The sequence below is a fragment of the Bradyrhizobium sp. USDA 4341 genome (genome assembly GCF_054063755.1).
The window spans coordinates 7,636,121-7,656,791 of record NZ_JBSSGO010000002.1; the positions used below are offsets into that span (position 1 = coordinate 7,636,121).

Here is a 20,671-nt window from a genome sequence, read left to right on the forward strand (position 1 = left end):
GTCAGCGCCTGACGAGGATGGTAAATTGAGCGAACCGTGAGACAAAAAGGGCACTCTTCGGACAGAACTACTGGGCCAGAGAGTTCAACATCTCAACAACGCCAGGTCGCGCGCGTGTATTGGCGCAGGTGTGGATCATCGAACCTTCCCTCCTTCTTTCATGCTGAAGAGATCGAAAATGACAGTTAGGGCGCGTGATTTTGAGATTCCGGCTCGGTCTACGCAATATGCACGTGATCAAATGGTGGCTACCTCGCATCCACTCGCGACACTTGCCGCACGAGACGTCCTGTGCGCCGGGGGCAATGCGTTCGACGCCGCTGTCGCAGCTAATGCCGTCCTGGCTGTCGTCGAGCCGGCGATGACTGGTATCGGCGGAGACGGAATGGTGATCTTTTCCACACCCGATCACTCCGCACCACGCGCCTACAGCGCCTTAGGAACGGGAATTGCCGATCCTGCAAGCGGCGTGGCGGCCGCGATGACCGCATTGCCCGGCTTAGTAGACATCTGGGATACGCTGGCCCGCGATTTCTGCTCACAGCCCTTAGCGGATCTGCTCGCCCCAGCGGTCGGACTAGCAAACAACGGGTTCGTCGTCTCCGAGCGAACGGGATATGACTGGGGTCGGTTTGCCGATGCACTTAATGCTGATCGGAATACAGCGCGCCACTATCTGAAATCCGATGGGCAGCCATTTCTGTGCGGTGACACATTCTTCCACCGCCCTCTTGCCAAGGTGCTGAGCAGTATCGGTCGAGAAGGCCGCGCGGCATTTTACGGAGGCGAAGTCGGAGCGGAATTGGTACAAACCTACAATGCCCTAGGGGCGCAGGTGACCCCGCAGGATTTAGCGGCCTACAAAGGGGCCTATGTCGATACGATATCACTCTCCTATCGTGGCTTTGACGTGCACGTCTGTCCGCCACCCTCGGCTGGCGTCGTGGCGATGCTTATACTCCGCCTATTTGAAAGATTGGGCTTTTCCGACAAGTCGATGCCGCTACGTAAGAGGCTTCACCTCATGATAGAGGCAGGGAAACTTGCCTACTCTGCGCGCGATCATATCCGCTACGATGCCAAGACCGGCGGTTATTGTGCGGACGCCCTTTTCGAGGATGCCTTTGTTGCTGAATTAGTGGCGAAGATATCATCCGAATCTGTTCCTCAGATGCAGACGCCCAAGCATATTTCGGGACGCAACGAAACCACCTATCTTACGGTCGTCGACAAGGCACGGAACGTCGTGTCCTTCATGTCGACGATAGTTGACTTTTTCGGTTGCCGAATGACTACACCGCGATCGGGTATCCTGCTTAATAGTCGCGGGGAATATTTTACAACGGACAGGCAGGATCCCAACTACTACTTGCTCGGCAAGCGACCTCTGTCGTTCTCCCTACCAGCTATGGTCTGCCGGGATGGTAAGCCGTTGATCAGTGCGGGAGTCGTCGGAGGAATCTTCCAGCCGATGGGGCTTGCGACCGTCCTCTCTCGCATCATCGACGAGGGCATGTCCCCACAGCAAGCCGTTAGTGCGCCGCGGATATTCGGTCGGCCCGATCTGGTTGAATACGAGAGTGGATTGTCGCCTGACATGGTCGCGGCTTTGGCCAGTCTTGGGCATAAAATGGTTCCGCGCTCTCGCGGGCCATTCGCGAATGAGGGCCCACTTGGAGCAGCTCAGGTGATCGTTCTGCGAGATGGTGTTCTCGAAGGTGCGGCGGATCACCGCAAGGACGGATTGGTCATTTAACAATGTCCGATCAACAAGATCCCCTCTAAGATAGGTTCACATGTTGGTCGGTGGCTCCGAGGGATGCACCAAGCAGGGTAGCAACGGCAACGGAGCGTCGACGATTGAGGTGATCGACGTCGCATTGATGTAATCGGATATAGGAAATGGACATCAACTTTTCGGAGCGGAGGACGCACTGAATAATCTACAAGGAGAGGAAGTGCGTATTCCTCTGGGTATCCCAAGCTCGTGGCGGAATGATCAGTGATCGGGAGGTCTATGGCTTGCAGGGACTAAAGATGACCGTGATACTGCAAGCAATGACTGTTATCCGAGATACTTATCGAGCCAATCCCTACTCAATGGTCCTGCTTCGACGTGCGAACGATACCTCAAGCCAAAGAGACGCCGTGAAGCAGAATTTGGGCGCCGACATCGTTCTTATTGCAGGAATCAATACTAGAACAATGACTACAGTCTGTCGGGTGAACGAGCTTACTTGCTTTCCAAAGAACGGGAGTAGCGGAGCGGTGCAGCACCGTTTTTCGCCTACGAGATACGCTATGCGGCGAGAATTCCCGACGACTTGAGCTGAATCCCAGAACATTAAAGTTGCTTCAACGCTTGGGGTTCACTCGTCTGCCGCCAACTAAGATTGAAATCACTTTCCTTGCACGCTAGCTGTTTGGAATATTAGGGATGGTGCCGTGAGCGAATATCCGTTCAGTATTGAAGAGTATAAAAATCGCCTTTCCTTTGTCCGAAAGAAGATGGCGCAGCTGGCGCTGGATATTCTGATCGTCACTGTGCCGGAGAATATATACTATCTCTCGGGGTATCGGACCACCGGCTATTACGTCGCGCAATGCTTGATTGTGCCGCTGGCAGGCGATCCGCGCTTCGTCATCCGGAAGCTTGAATATCCGAACGTCGAAATCTTGTCGTGGCTGAAGCAGGGCTATCCGGTGCCCGACACAGCGAGCTATGGTGATGCGCTTGTTGACTGTATCAAAAACGTAACGGAATTCGGCTCCCGGATAGGCTATGAAGACCAAGGTTTCTTCCTTCCATCCGCGTTGCTCGAGCTTTTGCGCCGTCATCTCGGAGACAGAACTTTCGTGCCGGCCAGCGGCGTTATCGAAGAATCAAGAAGAATAAAGTCCCCGCAAGAGCTCACCTACATACGCAACGCGGCAAAGGCGGCCGATGAGGGCATGAGAGCCGGCGTGGAGGCCATATTACCTGGTCGCACAGAAAACGAGATAGCAGGCGCCGCCTATCTGGAAATGATGAGAGCAGGAAGTGAATATCCCAGTTCCGGTCCATATGTCGTCGCGGGGCCTCGTTCAGCTCTGGGGCATAGCACCTCCGAGCGAGGGGTAATCAAAGCAGGTGAAATCGTCTATCTAGAAATTGGCGCGAGCTGGTTTCGCTACGGTGCCGCCATAATGCGCACCGTCTCGGTAGGGGCACCCACATCGGAATTGAGAAAGGTCGCCGATGCCACCCTCGGTGCGCTCAATGCCATGCTTGACTTCGCCAAGCCAGGCGTGACTTCTGGATCGGTAGATGCTGTCGGCCGAGCCGTTATCGAGCGAGCTGGTTTGGCTAAATTCTGGCCTCATCGGGCCGGATATTCCATCGGTATCGGCTTTCCGCCAGGGTGGAATGAAGGCCACATCATGGACCTGAAGCCTCACGATTCCAGAGTGCTTGAAATTGGAATGACCTTCCATTCAGTTCCTTTGCTCTTCATCCCAAGGCTTGGCTCTGTCGGCTTTAGTGAGACGTGGACGGTTACGAGTGCCGGCATCGAAGTTTTGACGAATACACCGCGGCAACTCATTGTCGTATGACAACGACGAGCACGTTTGCACCGTGGGGCCGTCGCAGTTTCGATCGGCTTGCACCGAATATTGTTGGCGATTCACTGTGGGCTGAAGAGATTCGCTAAACTCCTGCGATGCGGGCAATGCGAATTGCCTATAGCGCCGGGTAGCTATGGCTTCCTACCCGGCATTCAGATCGGGAGCGCGGTCGATTTTTATGGTTCGGGCTGCGGCTGGCGAACAAGTCATGCCAACTGGACCATGCGACCTCCTCCATAAAAATGAATCTTGGGGCGAAACTGCACGCACGCCGCTCATCGCTGATTGGCGATTGGCCTCTATTTTGGCTGCGTGGGGCGTCGCCGCGGTTTCCATTGGTCGGACATGCGTTGACGGCGGCCTCGAGCGCCTTCCGGTCGACGACGTTGGGATCGAACCGCTCCGGGTTCCAGAAGCGTATATTGTTCGTGCTTCGGATGTGCGGGGTCGCTGATGCCATCAAGGTATTCGGCATAGCCTGGCGCACCGCCGACGTCTTCCGGAGGACACCGGCCGGCGGCCTTGAGCAAGAGGGGAAGTCCCTCTGTCGCGATGCCATTTTCGAGTTTGATCACACGGTCCCAGCTGTCGCCGAAGTCAAAGAGATAATGGATCGTCTTGGCGCCGGTCGCGGACATCGATAGGCTGGGGGCCAAAATCGCCGTCAGGATCCGGGATCCTCCAACGTTCTTCGCCAGCGTGGAACTAAGAGGTAGCTGATTGTCCAGCCAAACGCAGCCTGAAGCGTCTGATGCAGCCGATCAAGGCGTAGGGTGACAGGCACGACAAGGCGAAGCATCACCTCCGGTTTCACGTCCTTGAGGGTCCCCTTGATCTGGATCGCGGTTGTGTTGAGGCTCATGCCGCCACGCCACAGGCTATTCACCAGCTTCGCGAGAACGTCAGCAAGCAAATGCTCGGCGCTGACGCTGTTGAGCTTCGGGTTTATGTCGCCCGCCGAACTATGCCGAGTCGGGTCGTTTCCCCGGATTTCTGGCTGACCGGCGTTTGGTCGGTTCGGCATAGTTCGTTCTGTGCCTCCGCTGTCAACAGCGGAGAACAGGAATATGGAGAGTACCTGCGCAGAAGCACGGCTGTACCGGCGTCTCAGAAGCGAGCCGCACGGACGGCTCGTCGAGTGCTACGCCGTTCGTCTCGTCGAAGAGAGGCTCGTTCGGCATGGCGCGTGGCGTTGCCTCAACGTAGTTGGCGGGCTCCTGAGTTGGATCGCGGGCCGTCGCTATAAGCTGATTGATCTCGATGAACAGGTCGTTGAGCGGTACCTCCGACATCGAGCCGGGAGGCAATCCATCCAACCCGGTGACCGGCAGCGCTCAAGCGATGGTTGTCGGTGCTGCGCGAGGAAGGCGCGATCGCGCCGTTGGTGCTACCGCCTCTCGCCCCGCACCAACGGATCTTCAAGGAGTTCGATGCCTACCTGCGATCAGAGCGCGGCTTGGCCCCGAGGTCCATCGTACGCCATCTCCCGGTCATCCGCAGGTTCCTGCACGAGGGGTGCTCCGGCGGCGTTGCCGCCCTGTGCAAGATCAACCAAGAGGACGTGATCCGCTACATTGAGCGCCACGCCCAGGATTGGAGCCCGGGAACATGCAAGGCGATGTGCTGGTCGCCCGCCTTTCTCCGTTACCTCCACCATCGGGGGCTGAACGCGCGCCCGTTGGCGGATTGCGTTCCATCGATGCGGCGATGGAAGCTCGCAACTCTGCCGATCTATCTGCCTGCCGCACAGGTGCGGAAGGCTCTCGACGGTTGCGACCGAAAGACGGTGATGGGACGGCGCGACTACGCCATTCTGTTGTTGCTGGCCAAGCTCGGCCTGCGGGCCGACGAGGTCGCGACGCTCACGCTCGATGATATCGACTGGCGCGCCAGCGAGATACTCGTTCGCGCCAACGGCCGACAGCGTGCACGGATGTCGATACCGCCAGACGTTGGCGCGGCCATCGTTGCATATCTGCGCAGAGGCCGCCCAAAGTCGTCGTGCCGACGGTTGTTCGTCCGCACACTCGCGCCGCACATCGGGTTTGCTTCCGGATGTGCGATCACCATGATCGCCAAGGCCGCTCTCGATCGCGTTGGAATCGAAGGTTGCGCACACCGCGGCGCACATATCTTCCGACACAGTCTCGCTACCGGGCTTCTCCGATCTGGCGCGACCTTGTCGGAGATCGAACAGTTGCTGCGGCACGAGAACCATGCCGGCCATGCCGTTCATCCCGACATTCCCATTACGCGCCTTGACCACGCTCCGCGTCTTAAACCTTGAGATCGACCCGCCCTGGGCGGGCTATTGGCGATTGCTCGGCAGCGAATCACTTCTAACAGCCCCGGGAGGGCCACAAATAACAAACGCGTTCGGCCTCGGGGGAAATAATCGAATTGCCTCAATGCGAGCTGATTTTCTGCAAAACTAGTCTGCATATTGACCGAATCTAGCCTGAAGGCACCGTAACATCGTGCCGCTGATAACGCAGGTGGCGCGGCAATGCGCTGGAATGCGGAAAGATGTCTCGAACGATCGCCTAACGACTTTGTTGGAGACAATTCGCGTGCCAAGCTTACTAATCGAAAAATTCAACTTGGGCGGTCAAGATGGTCCATTGAACGACATCTTGCGCTTGCCGCATGTACGACGCAAACATTTGGGCAGATATTTCAGTGCCGTTGCGATCGCCGCTCTCGCATTGTGGATCGCGGTGGCGTTTGCCCGTGGCCAGATCGAATGGGCGGTGGTGGCCCAATTCCTCGCAGCACGCACCATCATTCTCGGCTTAGGCAACACGGTGCTAATGTCCGCCTTGGCGATGCTGATCGGGATTACGATCGGAGTGACTGTCGCGATCATGCGTCTTTCTAACAATCCGGTAGTCAATTGGGCCGCCGTCGGATACGTGTGGTTCTTTCGAGGTACGCCCCTGCTATTGCAGTTATTGCTCTGGTTCAATCTCGCACTGGTGTTTCCCAACCTCGGCATGCCGGGCTTTTTTGAAGTGCGCACCGTGGACGTGATGACGCCCTTTGTTGCTGCGCTTCTGGGGTTGGGCATCAATCAGGGGGCCTATACATCAGAGGTTGTGCGTGCCAGCCTGTTGTCTGTCGAGCAGGGGCAGTATGAAGCAGCAAGCGCAATTGGTATGCCCCGTCTTCAGGCGCTGCGCCGAATCATTCTGCCGCAGGCGATGCGCATGATCGTGCCTCCACTTGGCAATGAACTCATCGGCATGGTCAAGTTGACGTCGCTTGCGAGCGTCATACAATTTTCGGAGATCGTGCATAACGCAGAAAACATCTACTACGTGAACAACTACGTCATCGAGCTACTGATTGTTGCCGCAATTTGGTACTTGGCCGTGGTGACCGTGCTCACGCTTTTGCAAACTCGGCTGGAGAGATACTACGCGCGTGGCGCTGGTCGTATTGTGCAGCCACGATAGATGGGAAGCATACATGAGCCCGATCGTAAAAGTCGTCGGTGTGCGCAAGTCATATGGCACTTTCGAAGCGCTCAAGGGAATTGACCTGGAGGTCGATCGGGGCGAAGTTGTCTGTGTGATTGGGCCGTCCGGCTCTGGAAAAAGCACTTTCTTGCGCTGCATCAATCAACTCGAGGTTGTTGATAGCGGCGCCTTGTGGGTAAATGGCGAGCTGCTGGGGTATCGTCGGAGGGGCTGCAAGTTGTACGAGCTTTCCGAGCGCGAGATCGCGCGGCAGCGACTTGCAACGGGCATGGTGTTCCAGCGCTTCAACTTGTTTCCGCACAAAACAGCGCTGGAAAATGTAACTGAAGGTCCGATTCAGGTACTCAAACATGAACGCAAGCAGGCTGAAGCCGCTGCTCGCGAACTGCTTGCCCGGGTCGGTCTCGAGTCGAAATACGACGCGTACCCGATCGAGCTTTCGGGTGGTCAACAACAGCGCGTGGCGATTGCCCGCGCGCTCGCCATGAAGCCTGCACTAATGCTGTTCGACGAGCCTACCTCGGCATTGGATCCCGAACTTGTCGGGGAGGTATTGGCCGTTATGCAGAACCTGGCGCGGAGCGGAATGACGATGATTGTGGTGACGCATGAACTCGGGTTTGCCCGTGAGGCAGCAAACCGGGTCATTTTCATGGATCAGGGACAGGTGGTCGAGAGCGGTTATCCCGCGCAGGTTCTCGTCACTCCGACGCATCCCCGGACACGGAATTTCATTTCGGCGGTACTGAACTAAAATTGATAACTGAAACACACGAAAGGCTTCAGCATGTTTTCAAGGGCCGTCCTTCGCCTCGCGCTGTGCATATTCACTGCCTCAATGAGCCTGACAGCCACAGGCGCCTACGCGCAGAGCGAAAAGAAGATTATAAATGCAATAACGATAACTTACTATCCACCCTTCGAATTCAAGGACACATCCGGCAAGCTGATGGGGCTCGATATCGACATTTTCAATGCAATGGCGAAAAAAATGGGCGCGGAAGTGAGCTGGATCGAATCGAGCTTTGATCAGCTGATCAGCTTCGCCCCGATAAAGACAAGGCGTGCAGATGTCATCATTTCAGCGATGACTGATACACCCGAACGCCGCACAAATGCAAATTTCCTCGATTACGTGTATGTCAACCAAGTACTCTTCACGCTGCGCGCCAATGTCGATCGCTTCTCGAACATGGATGCGGTGTGCGGCAAGCGGGTCGCGGCCTCACGAGCAAGCGTCGTCGAAATGAACGCGGTCGTGAAATGGAGCGATGAGAATTGCGTCAAGTCCGGCAAGCCAGCGATCAATTTGACTCCCTGCGAAGGCACTCCCCAATGCCGGCTAATGGTCAAGCAAGGCCAAGCTGAAGCAGCACTAACGGGTGACGCTACGCTTGCCTATCAGAACACGCTCGAGGGGCGTCAGTATGCAAGCTTTGGAAAACCTTTGGTGAAGACTATGTACGGCATTGCGTTTCGAAAGGACGATCCCCAGTTCGGAGACGAGCTTAAGAAAGCTCTGGTCGCGATCATGGCCGATGGCACGTACGGTCAGCTTCTGCGCAAGTGGGACCTAACGGATGACTCCTCGATCCAGCAGCCAATGATCAACGGCCAGCCTTGACTACAGGCAGTCTATCGTCCCGGTGTTTGAAAATTCTGCAAGCGGAGAGCGGTAGCGCAAAATCTGCTGGGAAGCCGACAGAGTCAATTAAGATCACAGGGGTAGATGGCCTACATGTTTGCCAAGAATGCTCTATCCCGGCAGCTAACGGTTGACCGCTGGACTCCGGCTGATCTTGTGTTTTGACGGCAAGGTTGCATCGAAGGGGTTCGTCTGCATGCGTCACCGGAGGCTGACGCATTTCCGCTGCAATGAAACCTCATCCGAATTAATGGACACCTGTAGTAGGCTCGAAGAGCCAGGAGGTTTCGGAGGGAAGGATGTCAACGTCGGTCGTTTACGGACGATTACAAGCGCCAGGCGCTTGATCTGGTCGCGTCGGCCGGCCGCTCGATCGGATCATTGCCAAGGAGCTTGGCCCACGCGATTCCGTGCTGCGGCGGTGGCTCGAGCAACGAGGGGCCCGGCTGGACCGACGGTAGCGATCGGCACCCCACGACGCAGGCGGCGCTGCCGTCGGCGGACAACGCGGCAGAGATCACGCGTTTGCAGCGAGAGAACGAGCGGCTGCGCATGGAGCGCGACATTTTAAAAATAGTCGATTGCGATCTTTGCTGGAACACGGACATGAGATTCCGCTTCTTCGAAGATCGCCGCGAAGATTATCCTGTGACGCTACTGTGCGACGTGCTCGGCGTCTCGCCGGCCGGCTATTATGCTTGGCGCTCGCGCCCAGAGAGCCGACGATCTGCTGCCAATCGTGACCTCGTTGACCACATCAGGCGGGTCGACAGTTGTACCCGCGGGCGCTATGGGAGCCCGCGTATCCATGTCGAGCTGAGGGCGCGGGGCCGTGGAGTGAGCCGTGGTCGCAAAGAGCGCTTGATGCGGCGTCACGGCCATCATGGCGCGGCCAGGCCGGGTGCGGACCACTGACAGCCGCCACGACCTGCCGACCGGCACCAAATCTGCTCGACCGCAACTTCATCGCCACTCCTCCGAACCAGATCTAGCTGGCCGATATCACCTACATCAACACTGATCAGGGCTGGCTCTATCTGGCCGTCGTCATGGATCCGTACAGCCGCAGGATTGTCGGCTGGGCGATGGCGGATTATTTGCGCGCCGAGCTGCCCTTGGCGGCCTTGCGGATGGCGATCTCGGCGCAGCGTCCAAGCGCCGGCCTAATCCACCACTTCCGATCGCGGCGTTCAATTTGCCTCCGCGGATTACCGCTAGCTGATGCAATACGCCAGCCTTAAGGCATCGATGAGCCGCGAGGGCGAATGCTATGACAATGCTCCAATGGAGAGCTTCTTTCACACCCTCAAGACCGAGTTCGTCCACCACGGGCACTGTGCAACACGGGCTGAAGCCACAAGGGATCTTTTTGCCTACATCGAAAGCTTCTACAATCGGACTCGTCGTCACTCAACCATCGGCTTTGTCAGCCCGATCGAGATAGAGCTAAAAGCAGCTTAACCGCGTCCATTTTTTCGGGAAAGATCGTGTCCCGTTGCGTGGTGTAGCTGGCGGCGGGAGACCGCGTTCACCGGCAAGAGCCGGGCAGGTCAGCTGGCGATCGCCGGAAGGCTGACAGTGGGGTCATCGCTCAACGGCGCGATGGTTTCCAGCGTCATATAGCGAGCGCGCTGGACGGCCCATTCATCATTTTGCTCGAGCAGGATCGCGCCGATGAGGCGGACGATGGCGTCTTCATTGGGGAAGATGCCGACGACCTCGGTGCGGCGCTTGATCTCGCCGTTGAGGCGCTCGATCGGGTTGGTCGAGTGCAGCTTGGTCCGGTGTTGCGGCGGGAACGCCATATAAGCGAGCACATCGGTCTCGGCCTCGTCGAGGAAGCCGGCAAGCTTGGGCAGCTTGGGACGAAGCTGGTCGGCGACCTTCCGCCACTGTGCTTGTGCGGCCTCGGCATCGTCCTGGGCGAACGCCGTGGCAATGAAGGCGGAGACGACGCGGCGGCCGCTCTTGCCGGCATGGGCCAATGCATTGCGCATGAAGTGCACGCGGCAGCGTTGCCAGCTGGCATTGAGCACCTTGGCGACGGTGGCCTTGATGCCCTCATGGGCGTCGGAGACGACCAACTTGACGCCACGCAAGCCCCGGCGAGCGAGCTTGCGCAGGAACGCCGTCCAGAACGTCTCGGCCTCGGAAGGGCCAATATCCATGCCGAGAACTTCGCGCCGGCCGTCGCTGTTGACGCCAACAGCGACGATCACTGCGACCGACACGATGCGCCCCTGCTGGCGCACCTTCACGTAGGTGGCGTCGATCCACAGATATGGCCAGTCGCCCTCGATCGGCCGGGCGAGGAACGCCTTCACCTTGTCGTCGATCTCCGCGCAGAGCCGGCTCACCTGGCTCTTGGAGATGCCGCTCATCCCCATCGCCTGGACGAGATCGTCGACCGAGCGGGTCGAGACGCCCTGCACATAGGCTTCCTGAACTACGGCGGTGAGCGCCTTCTCGGCCATCCGGCGCGGCTCCAGGAAACCCGGGAAGTAGGAGCCCTTGCGCAGCTTGGGGATGCGAAGCTCGACCGTGCCGGCCCGGGTCTCCCAGGTCCGGTCGCGGTAGCCGTTGCGCTGGGCCAGCCGTTCGGGGTTCTTCTCGCCGTAGGCTGCACCGGTTTGGCCTTCGACTTCCAGCTCCATCAGCCGCTGGGCAGCAAAGCCGATCATCTCGCGCAACAGATCGGCATCAGGGGTCTTCTCCACGAGCGTGCGCAGGTTCATCATGTCGTCGGTCATCGGTGGTTCCTCGGTTGCGTTGGCGTGTCGCAACCCGATCCTACCGGAGAACCGCCGGTGACCACCGCAAAGCCGCCCGCCCGCTACGGCGCTAGTTGAGGCGCGCGTCCGGGCGGCTTTGCTCTACCGAGCTACACCACCACCGGGGACACGACCTCGGGAAACGTCAGCAAGTAGCGCGATGTCCAAAAATGTTATTGAGAAGTGTCCAAGTTGTTGAGAACAGCAAGATGGGAAACGTTCCCCGTACTTGGGCCGCCCGACCGTTAGTGCGTTCGGAAAGCCGATTGACAAATCGTTGAAGGAGCGAGTCCCTGCACTGAACGGAAAGCGCTCCCACAATCGACGCCTGTCATCGAAGGACAATTAAGCCTCCTAGAGGTATTCTCCGCTGGTGCATTCGCAGTACAAAATACAAGTGACGAGGGCATATCGATTTGCGGTTCGTCATCAAGAGCGGAGCATGATCGAATGCAGGCTTGCGTTGCAATCCTGCATCGGGCTCGAAATAATTGCTGGATTTCTGCGCGTTTTGATCATCTGCGTCGCTGGCTCGCGTCACTTTTCGATTAAAAAGATGTCAATCAAGCTGGAGATTCAGAATGAAGGTCGGTGTTCCGAAGGAAATCAAGACGCACGAGTATCGTGTCGGCCTTACGCCTGGAGCCGTCCGCGAATATATTGCCGCGGGTCATAGCGTGTTAATTGAAACTAACGCTGGCGCTGGCATTGGTGCGACGGATGACGATTTTCGCAAGGCAGGTGCGACGATTGTGGGCTCTGCTTCCGAGGTGTTCGCATCGAGCGAGATGATCGTGAAGGTGAAGGAGCCTCAGCCTTCCGAATGGGGCCAGTTGCGAGAGAATCAGATCCTCTTCACCTATTTGCACTTGGCGCCAGATCCAGAGCAGGCGAAGGGACTGATCAATTCTGGCTGCATCGGCATCGCTTACGAAACGGTCACTGATGCGCATGGAGGTCTGCCTCTGCTTGCGCCCATGAGCGAGGTTGCGGGCCGCCTTGCGATCGAGGCAGCGGGCGGCGCTCTTAGGCGACATGCCGGCGGGCGAGGGATTCTGATAGGCGGCGTGCCGGGCGTCCGGCCTGCCCAAATCGTAGTGCTCGGGGGTGGTGTAGTCGGAACTCATGCGGCGCGGATGGCTGCGGGATTAGGTGCCGAGGTTACTATTCTCGAACGATCAATTCCCCGACTTCGCGAACTGGATGAGCTATTCCAAGGGCGGGTTCGCACCAGATTTTCGACGATTGACTCGGTCGAGGAAGAGGTGTTCGCGGCGGATGCCGTCATTGGTGCTGTCCTTGTTCCTGGCGCGAGTGCGCCCAAGCTCGTGAGCCGCAGCATGCTAAACTCAATGCGAAGGGCCTCCGTGATCGTTGACGTTGCGATCGATCAAGGTGGTTGCTTTGAGACGTCGCGGCCGACCATACACTCTGATCCCACCTACGAGGTCGATGGCGTGGTTCATTACTGCGTGGCCAACATGCCGGGTGCTGTCCCACTTACGTCGAGTCACGCCTTGAACAACGCTACGCTACCTTTCGGCTTGGCTCTCGCCAACAAGGGCTTCGCGGCTGTTCTCGAAAATCCGCATCTGCGCGCAGGACTCAATGTCTACCGTGGACGGCTGACTTACAAGGCCGTCGCCGAAAGCCTCGGGCTCCCATTCTCACCGATCGATCAGGCCGCGGCCTGATCCCAGAGGCCTCCCCAGGGGGCGTTTCCTCCCTGACTTGGTGGGCCACTCCTTTTAGGAGTGGCCCACATTTTTTCGAGTATGCTCAACATTGGAAATCGGAGCGCTTGAATTAGCTTGATGCCCGAGCGTACGGAAACACAGTGGGCCTCGCCATTGACCCGAAGTCCCACTACCACGCAGGCTAGGCAGAGGGATGAGCGGACGCACCTCGGGCGATAACCGGCCTTGTGTCCGACAGCGCGAGGCAATGAAGCGTGCGGGAGCTGGATTCCCAAGTCTGACAGCCAAGTCCATGTAGTCGAAGTAAGGGTGAGGTGCCCGGTTGTCGGTCGTCGGATGCGTTGCGGCTTGTCATCGAGAGATCGCGCTAATCACCATGCGACCGTGGACTAGGCCATCTTCTATTGCTTGCTCTCGGCTGACTCCTGGTGCAGGGGCCTACGATCAAAATGTCCGGTCGCCTGGACCTTTCAGGCGACGCAGCAATACGCGGGTCAAGTTTGCCGATTGACAGCCATGCAGCACGAGTGGCTCACCACCACGCTGCGCGAGGCACTATGGCTATTATGGCAGTCCGCACAATTATCCAGCGCGCAACGGCTTCTACCGCGAAGTGCGTCGGACCTGGCTGCTTTGTCTGCGACAGCGTAGCCAGAAACGTCGGCGCATGGGCTGGTCGGAGTTCGAGACTCTAACGACACGCTTCCGGTGCCAACTCCACGCATCACTTGCACATGGGCGCAGGCGCGCATATGACGCGGGTTACTCTCGGGAAGAGCGTGGGTGTGGGAAAGCCGCCCGCCCGGATCTGTGAGGCAAAGCCGAATGGCCGAGCTACTCGACCACGTCGGCCAATCGACTGACCCGATAGCGTCTGCCACTGTCGCGCTTGTACGAAGCTGTTGAAGCATCTCACCCAATCCCGAAAAATTGGAGCGATTGTTGTAATCGTCGCGAGCCGGGGGCTGGTTGAACTATCGCTCCTGTTTCGCTCAAAAACGGCTGCAGAGCGTCCGGTGGCTCAATGCGTCAGCGCGGAGTTGGCGTGATGAAAACGCCGTTGTGTGCCGTTGATGCGCATAGAGTCTGCTCCACGTTTGGCTATATCGGTTAAATCCGATTGTTGGTCGGAGTACAATTTTTGAAGAATAGGTGTCGCTGGCCTTCCGCGCGATATCGAGTGTCGATGTAATCGAGGGGCGAAATGATCTCCGATGTAGTCATCACCTGGGCCCGGATGGTCAGAGGCACGCGACCTGTGATGGCGCTGGAGCGACGGCTGCGTTCACAGCGCTGCTATGCAGGCGAGACACTTGCGCTCTGGGAACAGGCATTAGGCGACCCCTTTCCTCAGATTGACGATGGCTTCGGCCCGCTGCGGATGCCGCCAGTGCAGATGCCGTCCGACTGGCTCGACAGCAACGGCCACGTCAATGAGAGCCGGTACCTCCAGCTTTTCAGCGATGCCAGTGGTACGCTGGAACGCCACATCGGCATCAATAGCGACTACCGCTTAAAATGCGGCGCCTTCTACACCGTCGAAACACATCTGTCCCATCTCCAGGAACTGCGCGCAGGTGACCGCGTCCAGGTGCTCACGCAGATCCTCGAAGCTGGCGAGAAGCGCCTTCACCTCTTCCACGTGCTTACGCATGTGGGTGACGAGCGGCCGGTGGCCATAGGCGAGCAGATGCTAATCCACGTCGATGCCACCAGCCGGCGCAGTAGGCCAGTGCAGGGCGAGGCACGTGAGCGATTGCTAGAGCTTGCTGAACGCCACGCTCAGTTGCCTCGTCCGGAGCGCGCGGGAGCCAGTATCACGTCACGCTCAATTCGAAATTGAATTTCCTGCCAGAGAAAGCGCCGTGGATATCGCGTTCATAGAGGAAGAGCAGGTATTTCGCGAAGGGGTCCGTCAATTCCTGCGTGACAATGTGCCGGTGGAGCTACAGCGCAAGCTACAAAAAGGGCGGAAACTCTCCAAAGAGGAAAAGGCTGCTGGAGTGCGTGTGCTCTACAAGAAGGGCGTCCCCACCTGGCCCAAGGAATACGGAGGGACCGGCTGGACCCCTGTGCAACACTATATTTTCACAGAAGAGGCGCGAGCATTTCCCGCGTGGACCCAGTTCGGTTACGGCGAGTCTTTGGTCGGCCCGGTAATCTATACCTTTGGCAATGAGAAGCAGAGGAAATATTATCTGCCGCGTATCGCCACTGCTCAGGACTGGTGGTGCCAAGGCTTCTCGGAACCTGGCGCAGGCTCAGACCTCGCCTCCCTCAGGACGCGGGCCGTACGTGATGGCGATCACTATGTTGTCAACGGCCAGAAGACCTGGACGACATGGGCGCAATACGCCGATTGGATCTTTTGCCTGGTCAGGACCAATCCAGATGTGAAAAAGCAGCAGGGTATCTCCTTCCTTCTGATCGACCTCAAAACGCCCGGAGTCACTGTACGCCCGATTCAGTTGATCAACGGCGGTCACGAAGTCAGCGAGGTCTTTTTTGACGACGCTCGTGTTCCGATTGAAAATCTCGTCGGCGAAGAGAATATGGGCTGGGATTACGCTAAGTTTCTTCTCGGCAACGAACGGTTCGCCGACGCGGGTGTGAGTTCTTCCAAGGAGTGCATCCGCCGTATCAAAGACCTCGCTGGACGATCCTCCGTCGGCGGCGAACGATTGATCGAACAAGCCGCGTTTCGCAAGAGGGTCGCGGCGGTCGAAGTCGAGTTGAAGGCGCTCGAAATGACACAGCTTCGTGTCCTAGCTAACGCATCGAAGCAACAGAAGAATACACAGGATCCAGCAAGCGCGATCCTTAAGCTCAAGGGCGCGGAAGTCGAGCAGGCAACGGCAGAGCTTTTGATGGAAGTGGTTGGACCTTACGCGCTTCCATATCTATCAGAAGAGGAACTCGAGCGTCGCAACGACTCGCCGATCGGCCCCGATTGGGCCGCCACAATCGCACCAACCTATTTCTACAGCCGCGCAGCCTCAATCTATTCAGGCTCGAGAGAAATCCAGAAAAACATCATCGCCAAGGCGATCCTCGGCCTTTGATACTTCTAGGCCCTGTCGCGGCGCCCCTATCTGGGAGAATTTCCAACGTGAGCTTTGATTTATCGGAAGAGCAACGGCTGCTTAAGAACAGGGTCGAACGGCTGTTGATCGACAGCTACGGCTTCGAGGACCGCCGCCTTTATCAAGCCGAGAAGCGGGGCTACAGCGAGGCGATGTGGAAGCGCTATGCCGAAATCGGGCTGTTGGCACTGCCGTTCTCTGAGGAACATGGCGGCTTTGGTGGCAGCCCTGTCGATACCATGATCGTTATGGAGGCATTCGGCAAGGCGTTGATTCTCGAACCCTATTTCGCCACCATTGTCCTTGCCGGCGGTGCGCTTCGGCTTGGGGCTAGCGAAGCACAGAAAGCCGACCTGATCCCCGCTGTCGCGGAAGGGCGGACAATACTTGCCTTCGCCTATGCCGAGCCGCAGTCGCGCTACGACCTCTTCGACATAGAGACGCGAGCTAAGAAAGTCGGAGACGATTGGATCTTGAACGGTGCCAAGTGCCTCGTTCTTCATGGCGACACGGCGGATAAAATCATCGTATCGGCTCGAACGGCCGGCGCTCCACGGGAGAAAAATGGGATCGGTCTCTTCCTGGTTGAAGCCGGTGCGAAAGGGCTTACGCGTCGCGGGTATCCGACACAGGATGGTCTGCGCGCGGCCGAGATCAGGCTCGATAATGTCCGCGTCAAGGCTGTCGATCTCATTGGCGACCCGGCTGGGGCATTCCCGATCATTTCGCGGGTGGCTGATGAGGCGGTCGCGGCCCTTTGCGCCGAGGCGGTAGGCTCCTTTGACAGGATGCAGGCCATTACGCTCGACTATCTCAAGACGCGCGAGCAGTTTGGCAAGAAGATCGGCACCTTCCAGGTGTTGCAACACCGGGCGGTCGACATGTTTGTCGAATTGGAACAGTCACGCTCGATGGCCATGTATGCCGCGATGATGGCGGGCGAAGAAGATGCGACCGAACGCGAGCGCGCAGTTTCCGCGTCAAAAATTCGGATCGGTCAGGCCGCGAAGAGCATTGGTCATCAGTCCATCCAGCTGCACGGCGGCATCGGAATGACCGTAGAATGTTGCGTAGGTCACTACTTCAAGCATGTGACCATGCTCGACATTCTGTTCGGCGATGCCGATTACCACCTGAAGCGACTTGCCGGGCTCGATGGCTTCAGCAGCGAGCAGAGCGAATTGAATGCCGATGGGATCCGATAGCAGTCATCTGTCAGGCTGGAACATTGTGTTCCCCTCGATCGTCACGAACCCGACAGCAAGAGCGCACCCACTGCGCGGAGCGGACTTGCCAAAGCTCATCAAGGGTCGATTCGGGAGCGCTGCGAGGCCAGTCAGGAATTCTAATCGATGAATAGGCTTGAGCGTCTTTTGCGACCAAGATCGATTGCCGTGTTCGGCGGCAAGCAAGCAGCTGCTGTCGTCGCGCAATCGATCAACATGGGGTTTTCTGGCAAGATCTGGCCGGTACACCCGACCAAAGACGAGGTTTGCGGCCTGAAGGCCTACCGCTCCGTGGCCGAGTTGCCCGGTTCGCCGGATGCCGCTTGGGTAGGGGTCAACCGGCACCTCACCATAGAGGTCATCGAGGCGCTCGCTAGGCGCAATGGCGGAGGGGCTGTCTGTTTTGCTGCTGGTTTCCTCGAAACCAAAGCCCATGATGATGACGGCGAGAGGCTGCAGGCCGATCTCGTTGCGGCCGCCGGCGAAATGCCGATCATCGGGCCGAACTGCTACGGCTTGATCAATTATGCCGACGGTGCGCTCTTGTGGCCCGACCAGCATGGCGGCATCAGACTTGCCGAGCGTGCACGCGGCGTCGGTATCATCACCCAGTCCTCCAGCATCGCGATCAGCATGACGATGCAGAGGCGCAGTTTACCGATCGCCTTTCTGATGACCGCCGGCAATCAGGCGCAGACCGGTCTTTCTCAAATGGCGCTCGGCCTGATCGAGGACGATCGCGTGACCGCGCTCGGCCTGCACATCGAGGGTTTCGATTCCGTAGCCAATTTCGAAAGACTGGCTATGCGGGCACGGGAGCTGAAAAAGCCAATCATTGCGATGAAAGCCGGCCGTTCCGAGCAGGCGCGGCAGGCGACCGTATCGCATACGGCCTCACTTGCTGGCTCCGACGCCGCATCTGGCGCATTCCTGAAGCGGCTCGGAATCGCCCGCGTCGATTCCATTCCCACGTTTATCGAGACGCTGAAGCTTTTGCACGTCACCGGACCGCTCGCGGGCTACCGGCTGTCGTCGATGAGCTATTCGGGCGGCGAAGCCTCAATCATGGCCGACACCGCCGAAGCTCGCATGGTGTATTTCCCTCGCCTCACTGAGGAGCACCGCGCCCGTGTCCGGTCAACGCTCGGGCCACTGGTTACGGTGGCCAACCCGCTCGACTACAAAACATTCATGTGGAACAACGAGCCGGCGATGACCAAGACCTTCACCGCCATGGTGTCGGGTGGCTTCGATCTTAACATGCTGGTGCTCGACTTCCAGCGCCCCGACCGCTGCTCGAACGCAGCTCCCTATTGGGCGATCGTCCGCGCCTTCGAAGCCGCGCTGAAGACTAACAAGGCGCAAGGCGCGATTGTCACGTCGCTGCCCGAGAACATGCCTGAAGAATACGCCAGTGAATTGATGGAGCGGGGCACGGCGCCCTTGTTCGGCGTTCCTGAAGCAATGGATGCGGCTCAAGCGGCCGCGCTCATCGGCTCTGTTTGGCGCCAGCCAGAGGCGCAGCCAGTTGATACGTCGAGTTCGGGGGCACGCGAAAGCGAACGTGTTACGCTTGATGAGGCGGAGGCAAAGGCGCGGCTGATCGAGGCTGGGCTACCCGTACCTAAGGGCGAACGAGCGGCTAAAGCGGTTGAGGCGGTGGCCTCCTCCGAGGCGCTCGGCTTTCCCGTCGCGCTGAAGGCCGTCGGTGTAAGCCATAAATCGGAGATCGGCGCGGTGCGGCTCAACCTCAGGGATGCCGAATCCGTCAAAGCTGCCGCCAGTGATCTGCTGCATCTGGCTAATGAGCTTTATGTGGAGCGCATGGTGCGCGACGGCGTCGCCGAACTGATTGTCGGCTTCACCCGAGACCCGATTTTCGGCGCCGTGATGACGCTGGGCACGGGCGGCGTTTTCGTCGAGCTTTTGCGCGACAGCGCCACACTGATGCTGCCCGCAACACGCGATGACATCGAGGCGGCCTTACGGGGCCTTAGGCTTTATCCTCTGCTGGAAGGTTACCGCGGCCGGCCCAGAGCCGATGTGGCGGCGGCGATCGAAGCCGTATCCGGCATCGCGGCATTTGTGCAGCAGAAAGCCGAGATCGAGGAACTCGACATCAACCCGCTTATCGTCTGCGCCGAAGGCAAGGGGGCCTGGATCGCGGATGCATTGCTCGTAGTTGGAGGGAAGAACAATGTCTGATGCGGTCAAGATCTGCCGTGATGGCTCCATTCTCGAAGTCACACTGGACCGCCCCAAGGCCAACGCGATCAATCCCGAAACGTCCCGATTGATGGGGGAAACCTTCAAGGCATTTCGGGACGACGCAAAGTTGCGCGTCGCTATACTCAAGACGGCCGGCGATAAATTCTTCTGTGCGGGCATGGACCTCAAGGCGAGGGCTGATGAGGAAAAAGTCGCCGGCGACTGGGGCGTCGGCGGATTCGGCGGAATTCAGGAACTGCGCAACCTGAACAAGCCGGTCGTTGCCTGCGTTAACGGCATGGCCGTCGGCGGCGGTTTCGAGTTGGCGCTCGCCTGCGACCTGATCTACGCTTCCGATCATTCCTCATTCTCGCTGCCCGAGATCCGTGCCGGAACGTTGGCCGACGCAGGTTCGATCAAGCTGCCAAAACGCATTCCATATCACGTCGCAATGAGTCTTCTGCTCACTGGCCGCTGGATGGATGTTACCGAGGCGCATCGCTGGGGCTTGGTCAACGAGGTGTTGCCAAAAGAAAAGCTTGAGGATCGCGTCTGGGAAATCGCGCGAACGCTCTCGAATGGACCGCCACTAGTTCTTGCCGCTATCAAAGAGACCGTGCGTGCAACTGAAGCTCTTTCATTTCAGGACGCCATGAACCGATTGACACGCCGTCAGCTTGCGACCGTCGATGCGCTCTACGGCTCGGAAGACAGTCTTGAAGGTGCCCGGGCCTTTGCCGAAAAACGCGCCCCGGTTTGGAAAGGGAGATAGCGATGTTGCGAAGAAGGATCATCGCTACATCAGAAACTGTATTTGCTCACTGAAGTCCAAAGATGTCACCCGGCTGTGCGCCTGGCCGGATTATCGGCAACAGCATCCGCGTAAACTCCAAATGCAAGAAAAGGACCAACCAATGGAGATTGATCAGATCGGCAAGTTCAACCACGATGAGGCC

Annotated in this window: 15 protein-coding genes and 1 pseudogene; 13 read left to right on the forward strand and 3 right to left on the reverse strand. The window is 58.1% G+C overall.

What is annotated here, in order from left to right:
* The first annotated feature begins 178 nt into the window (after nucleotides 1-178).
* Together ACVIGB_RS42090 and ACVIGB_RS42095 are read left to right on the forward strand one after the other, a co-directional pair.
* Entirely contained in the window at nucleotides 179-1,756 is a 1,578-nt protein-coding gene (locus tag ACVIGB_RS42090; protein ID WP_456724910.1) for a gamma-glutamyltransferase family protein, read from the forward strand.
* Nucleotides 1,757-2,445: 689 nt separating this feature from the next.
* Entirely contained in the window at nucleotides 2,446-3,594 is a 1,149-nt protein-coding gene (locus ACVIGB_RS42095; protein WP_456724909.1) for a M24 family metallopeptidase, read from the forward strand.
* Between the two features lie 311 nt (nucleotides 3,595-3,905).
* Here ACVIGB_RS42095 and ACVIGB_RS42100 read toward each other — a convergent pair whose 3' ends face one another.
* Together ACVIGB_RS42100 and ACVIGB_RS42105 are read right to left on the reverse strand one after the other, a co-directional pair.
* Complete coding sequence (locus ACVIGB_RS42100) at nucleotides 3,906-4,244, reverse strand: plasmid pRiA4b ORF-3 family protein (protein ID WP_456724908.1); 339 nt, start codon at nucleotides 4,242-4,244, stop codon at nucleotides 3,906-3,908.
* 26 nt (nucleotides 4,245-4,270) lie between these two features.
* The gene (locus tag ACVIGB_RS42105) at nucleotides 4,271-4,630 is read right to left on the reverse strand and encodes an IS1096 element passenger TnpR family protein (RefSeq protein ID WP_456724907.1); all 360 of its coding nucleotides are present in this window, start codon (nucleotides 4,628-4,630) and stop codon (nucleotides 4,271-4,273) included.
* A gap of 765 nt (nucleotides 4,631-5,395) precedes the next feature.
* Between ACVIGB_RS42105 and ACVIGB_RS42110 the strand changes: the two genes are divergently transcribed.
* The 5 genes and pseudogenes from ACVIGB_RS42110 to ACVIGB_RS42130 all read left to right on the forward strand — a co-directional run bounded on the left by ACVIGB_RS42110 (nucleotide 5,396) and on the right by ACVIGB_RS42130 (nucleotide 10,191).
* Nucleotides 5,396-5,893 (forward strand): tyrosine-type recombinase/integrase, encoded by a 498-nt coding sequence (locus ACVIGB_RS42110; protein WP_456749307.1) that lies wholly within the window; start codon nucleotides 5,396-5,398, stop codon nucleotides 5,891-5,893.
* Nucleotides 5,894-6,227: 334 nt separating this feature from the next.
* Nucleotides 6,228-7,061, forward strand: a complete 834-nt coding sequence (locus tag ACVIGB_RS42115; RefSeq protein WP_456724906.1) for an amino acid ABC transporter permease — start codon at nucleotides 6,228-6,230, stop codon at nucleotides 7,059-7,061.
* Nucleotides 7,062-7,074: 13 nt separating this feature from the next.
* A complete protein-coding gene (locus tag ACVIGB_RS42120; RefSeq protein ID WP_456724905.1) occupies nucleotides 7,075-7,839 on the forward strand; it encodes an amino acid ABC transporter ATP-binding protein in 765 nt (254 codons plus the stop codon).
* Nucleotides 7,840-7,923: 84 nt separating this feature from the next.
* Nucleotides 7,924-8,709, forward strand: a complete 786-nt coding sequence (locus ACVIGB_RS42125; RefSeq protein ID WP_456724904.1) for an ABC transporter substrate-binding protein — start codon at nucleotides 7,924-7,926, stop codon at nucleotides 8,707-8,709.
* 369 nt (nucleotides 8,710-9,078) lie between these two features.
* Nucleotides 9,079-10,191, forward strand: a pseudogene (locus ACVIGB_RS42130) (IS3 family transposase).
* A gap of 89 nt (nucleotides 10,192-10,280) precedes the next feature.
* On the opposite strand, the gene ACVIGB_RS42135 reads toward ACVIGB_RS42130, so the two are convergent.
* The gene (locus tag ACVIGB_RS42135) at nucleotides 10,281-11,480 is read right to left on the reverse strand and encodes an IS256 family transposase (protein WP_456724903.1); all 1,200 of its coding nucleotides are present in this window, start codon (nucleotides 11,478-11,480) and stop codon (nucleotides 10,281-10,283) included.
* 602 nt (nucleotides 11,481-12,082) lie between these two features.
* Here ACVIGB_RS42135 and ald point away from each other — a divergent pair.
* From ald to ACVIGB_RS42165, 6 genes are all read left to right on the forward strand, one after another.
* Nucleotides 12,083-13,195 carry an alanine dehydrogenase gene (gene ald, locus ACVIGB_RS42140; RefSeq protein WP_456724902.1) on the forward strand — a complete coding sequence of 371 codons (1,113 nt, stop codon included), beginning with the start codon at nucleotides 12,083-12,085 and terminating at the stop codon, nucleotides 13,193-13,195.
* 1,207 nt (nucleotides 13,196-14,402) lie between these two features.
* Nucleotides 14,403-15,041: a thioesterase family protein gene (locus tag ACVIGB_RS42145; protein WP_456724901.1), complete on the forward strand. Its 639-nt coding sequence runs from the start codon at nucleotides 14,403-14,405 to the stop codon at nucleotides 15,039-15,041.
* A 22-nt stretch (nucleotides 15,042-15,063) separates the two neighbouring features.
* Complete coding sequence (locus tag ACVIGB_RS42150) at nucleotides 15,064-16,260, forward strand: acyl-CoA dehydrogenase family protein (protein WP_456724900.1); 1,197 nt, start codon at nucleotides 15,064-15,066, stop codon at nucleotides 16,258-16,260.
* Nucleotides 16,261-16,307: 47 nt separating this feature from the next.
* A complete protein-coding gene (locus ACVIGB_RS42155) occupies nucleotides 16,308-17,486 on the forward strand; it encodes an acyl-CoA dehydrogenase family protein (protein ID WP_456724899.1) in 1,179 nt (392 codons plus the stop codon).
* Between the two features lie 147 nt (nucleotides 17,487-17,633).
* Entirely contained in the window at nucleotides 17,634-19,712 is a 2,079-nt protein-coding gene (locus ACVIGB_RS42160; protein WP_456724898.1) for an acetate--CoA ligase family protein, read from the forward strand.
* The gene (locus tag ACVIGB_RS42165; RefSeq protein ID WP_456724897.1) at nucleotides 19,705-20,487 is read left to right on the forward strand and encodes a carnitinyl-CoA dehydratase; all 783 of its coding nucleotides are present in this window, start codon (nucleotides 19,705-19,707) and stop codon (nucleotides 20,485-20,487) included. Before ACVIGB_RS42160 ends, ACVIGB_RS42165 begins: the two co-directional genes overlap by 8 nt.
* Nucleotides 20,488-20,671 lie beyond the last annotated feature (184 nt).

Excerpts from the sequence above, each read along its gene's own strand:
- ACVIGB_RS42135 (WP_456724903.1), bottom strand. The coding sequence starts at position 11,480 with ATGACCGACGACATGATGAACCTGCGCACGCTCGTGGAGAAGACCCCT.
- ACVIGB_RS42160 (WP_456724898.1), top strand. The coding sequence starts at position 17,634 with ATGAATAGGCTTGAGCGTCTTTTGCGACCAAGATCGATTGCCGTGTTC.
- ald (WP_456724902.1), top strand. The coding sequence starts at position 12,083 with ATGAAGGTCGGTGTTCCGAAGGAAATCAAGACGCACGAGTATCGTGTC.
- ACVIGB_RS42100 (WP_456724908.1), bottom strand. The coding sequence starts at position 4,244 with ATGTCCGCGACCGGCGCCAAGACGATCCATTATCTCTTTGACTTCGGC.
- ACVIGB_RS42105 (WP_456724907.1), bottom strand. The coding sequence starts at position 4,630 with ATGCCGAACCGACCAAACGCCGGTCAGCCAGAAATCCGGGGAAACGAC.
- ACVIGB_RS42120 (WP_456724905.1), top strand. The coding sequence starts at position 7,075 with ATGAGCCCGATCGTAAAAGTCGTCGGTGTGCGCAAGTCATATGGCACT.
- ACVIGB_RS42125 (WP_456724904.1), top strand. The coding sequence starts at position 7,924 with ATGAGCCTGACAGCCACAGGCGCCTACGCGCAGAGCGAAAAGAAGATT.
- ACVIGB_RS42145 (WP_456724901.1), top strand. The coding sequence starts at position 14,403 with ATGATCTCCGATGTAGTCATCACCTGGGCCCGGATGGTCAGAGGCACG.
- ACVIGB_RS42165 (WP_456724897.1), top strand. The coding sequence starts at position 19,705 with ATGTCTGATGCGGTCAAGATCTGCCGTGATGGCTCCATTCTCGAAGTC.
- ACVIGB_RS42110 (WP_456749307.1), top strand. The coding sequence starts at position 5,396 with ATGGGACGGCGCGACTACGCCATTCTGTTGTTGCTGGCCAAGCTCGGC.
- ACVIGB_RS42090 (WP_456724910.1), top strand. The coding sequence starts at position 179 with ATGACAGTTAGGGCGCGTGATTTTGAGATTCCGGCTCGGTCTACGCAA.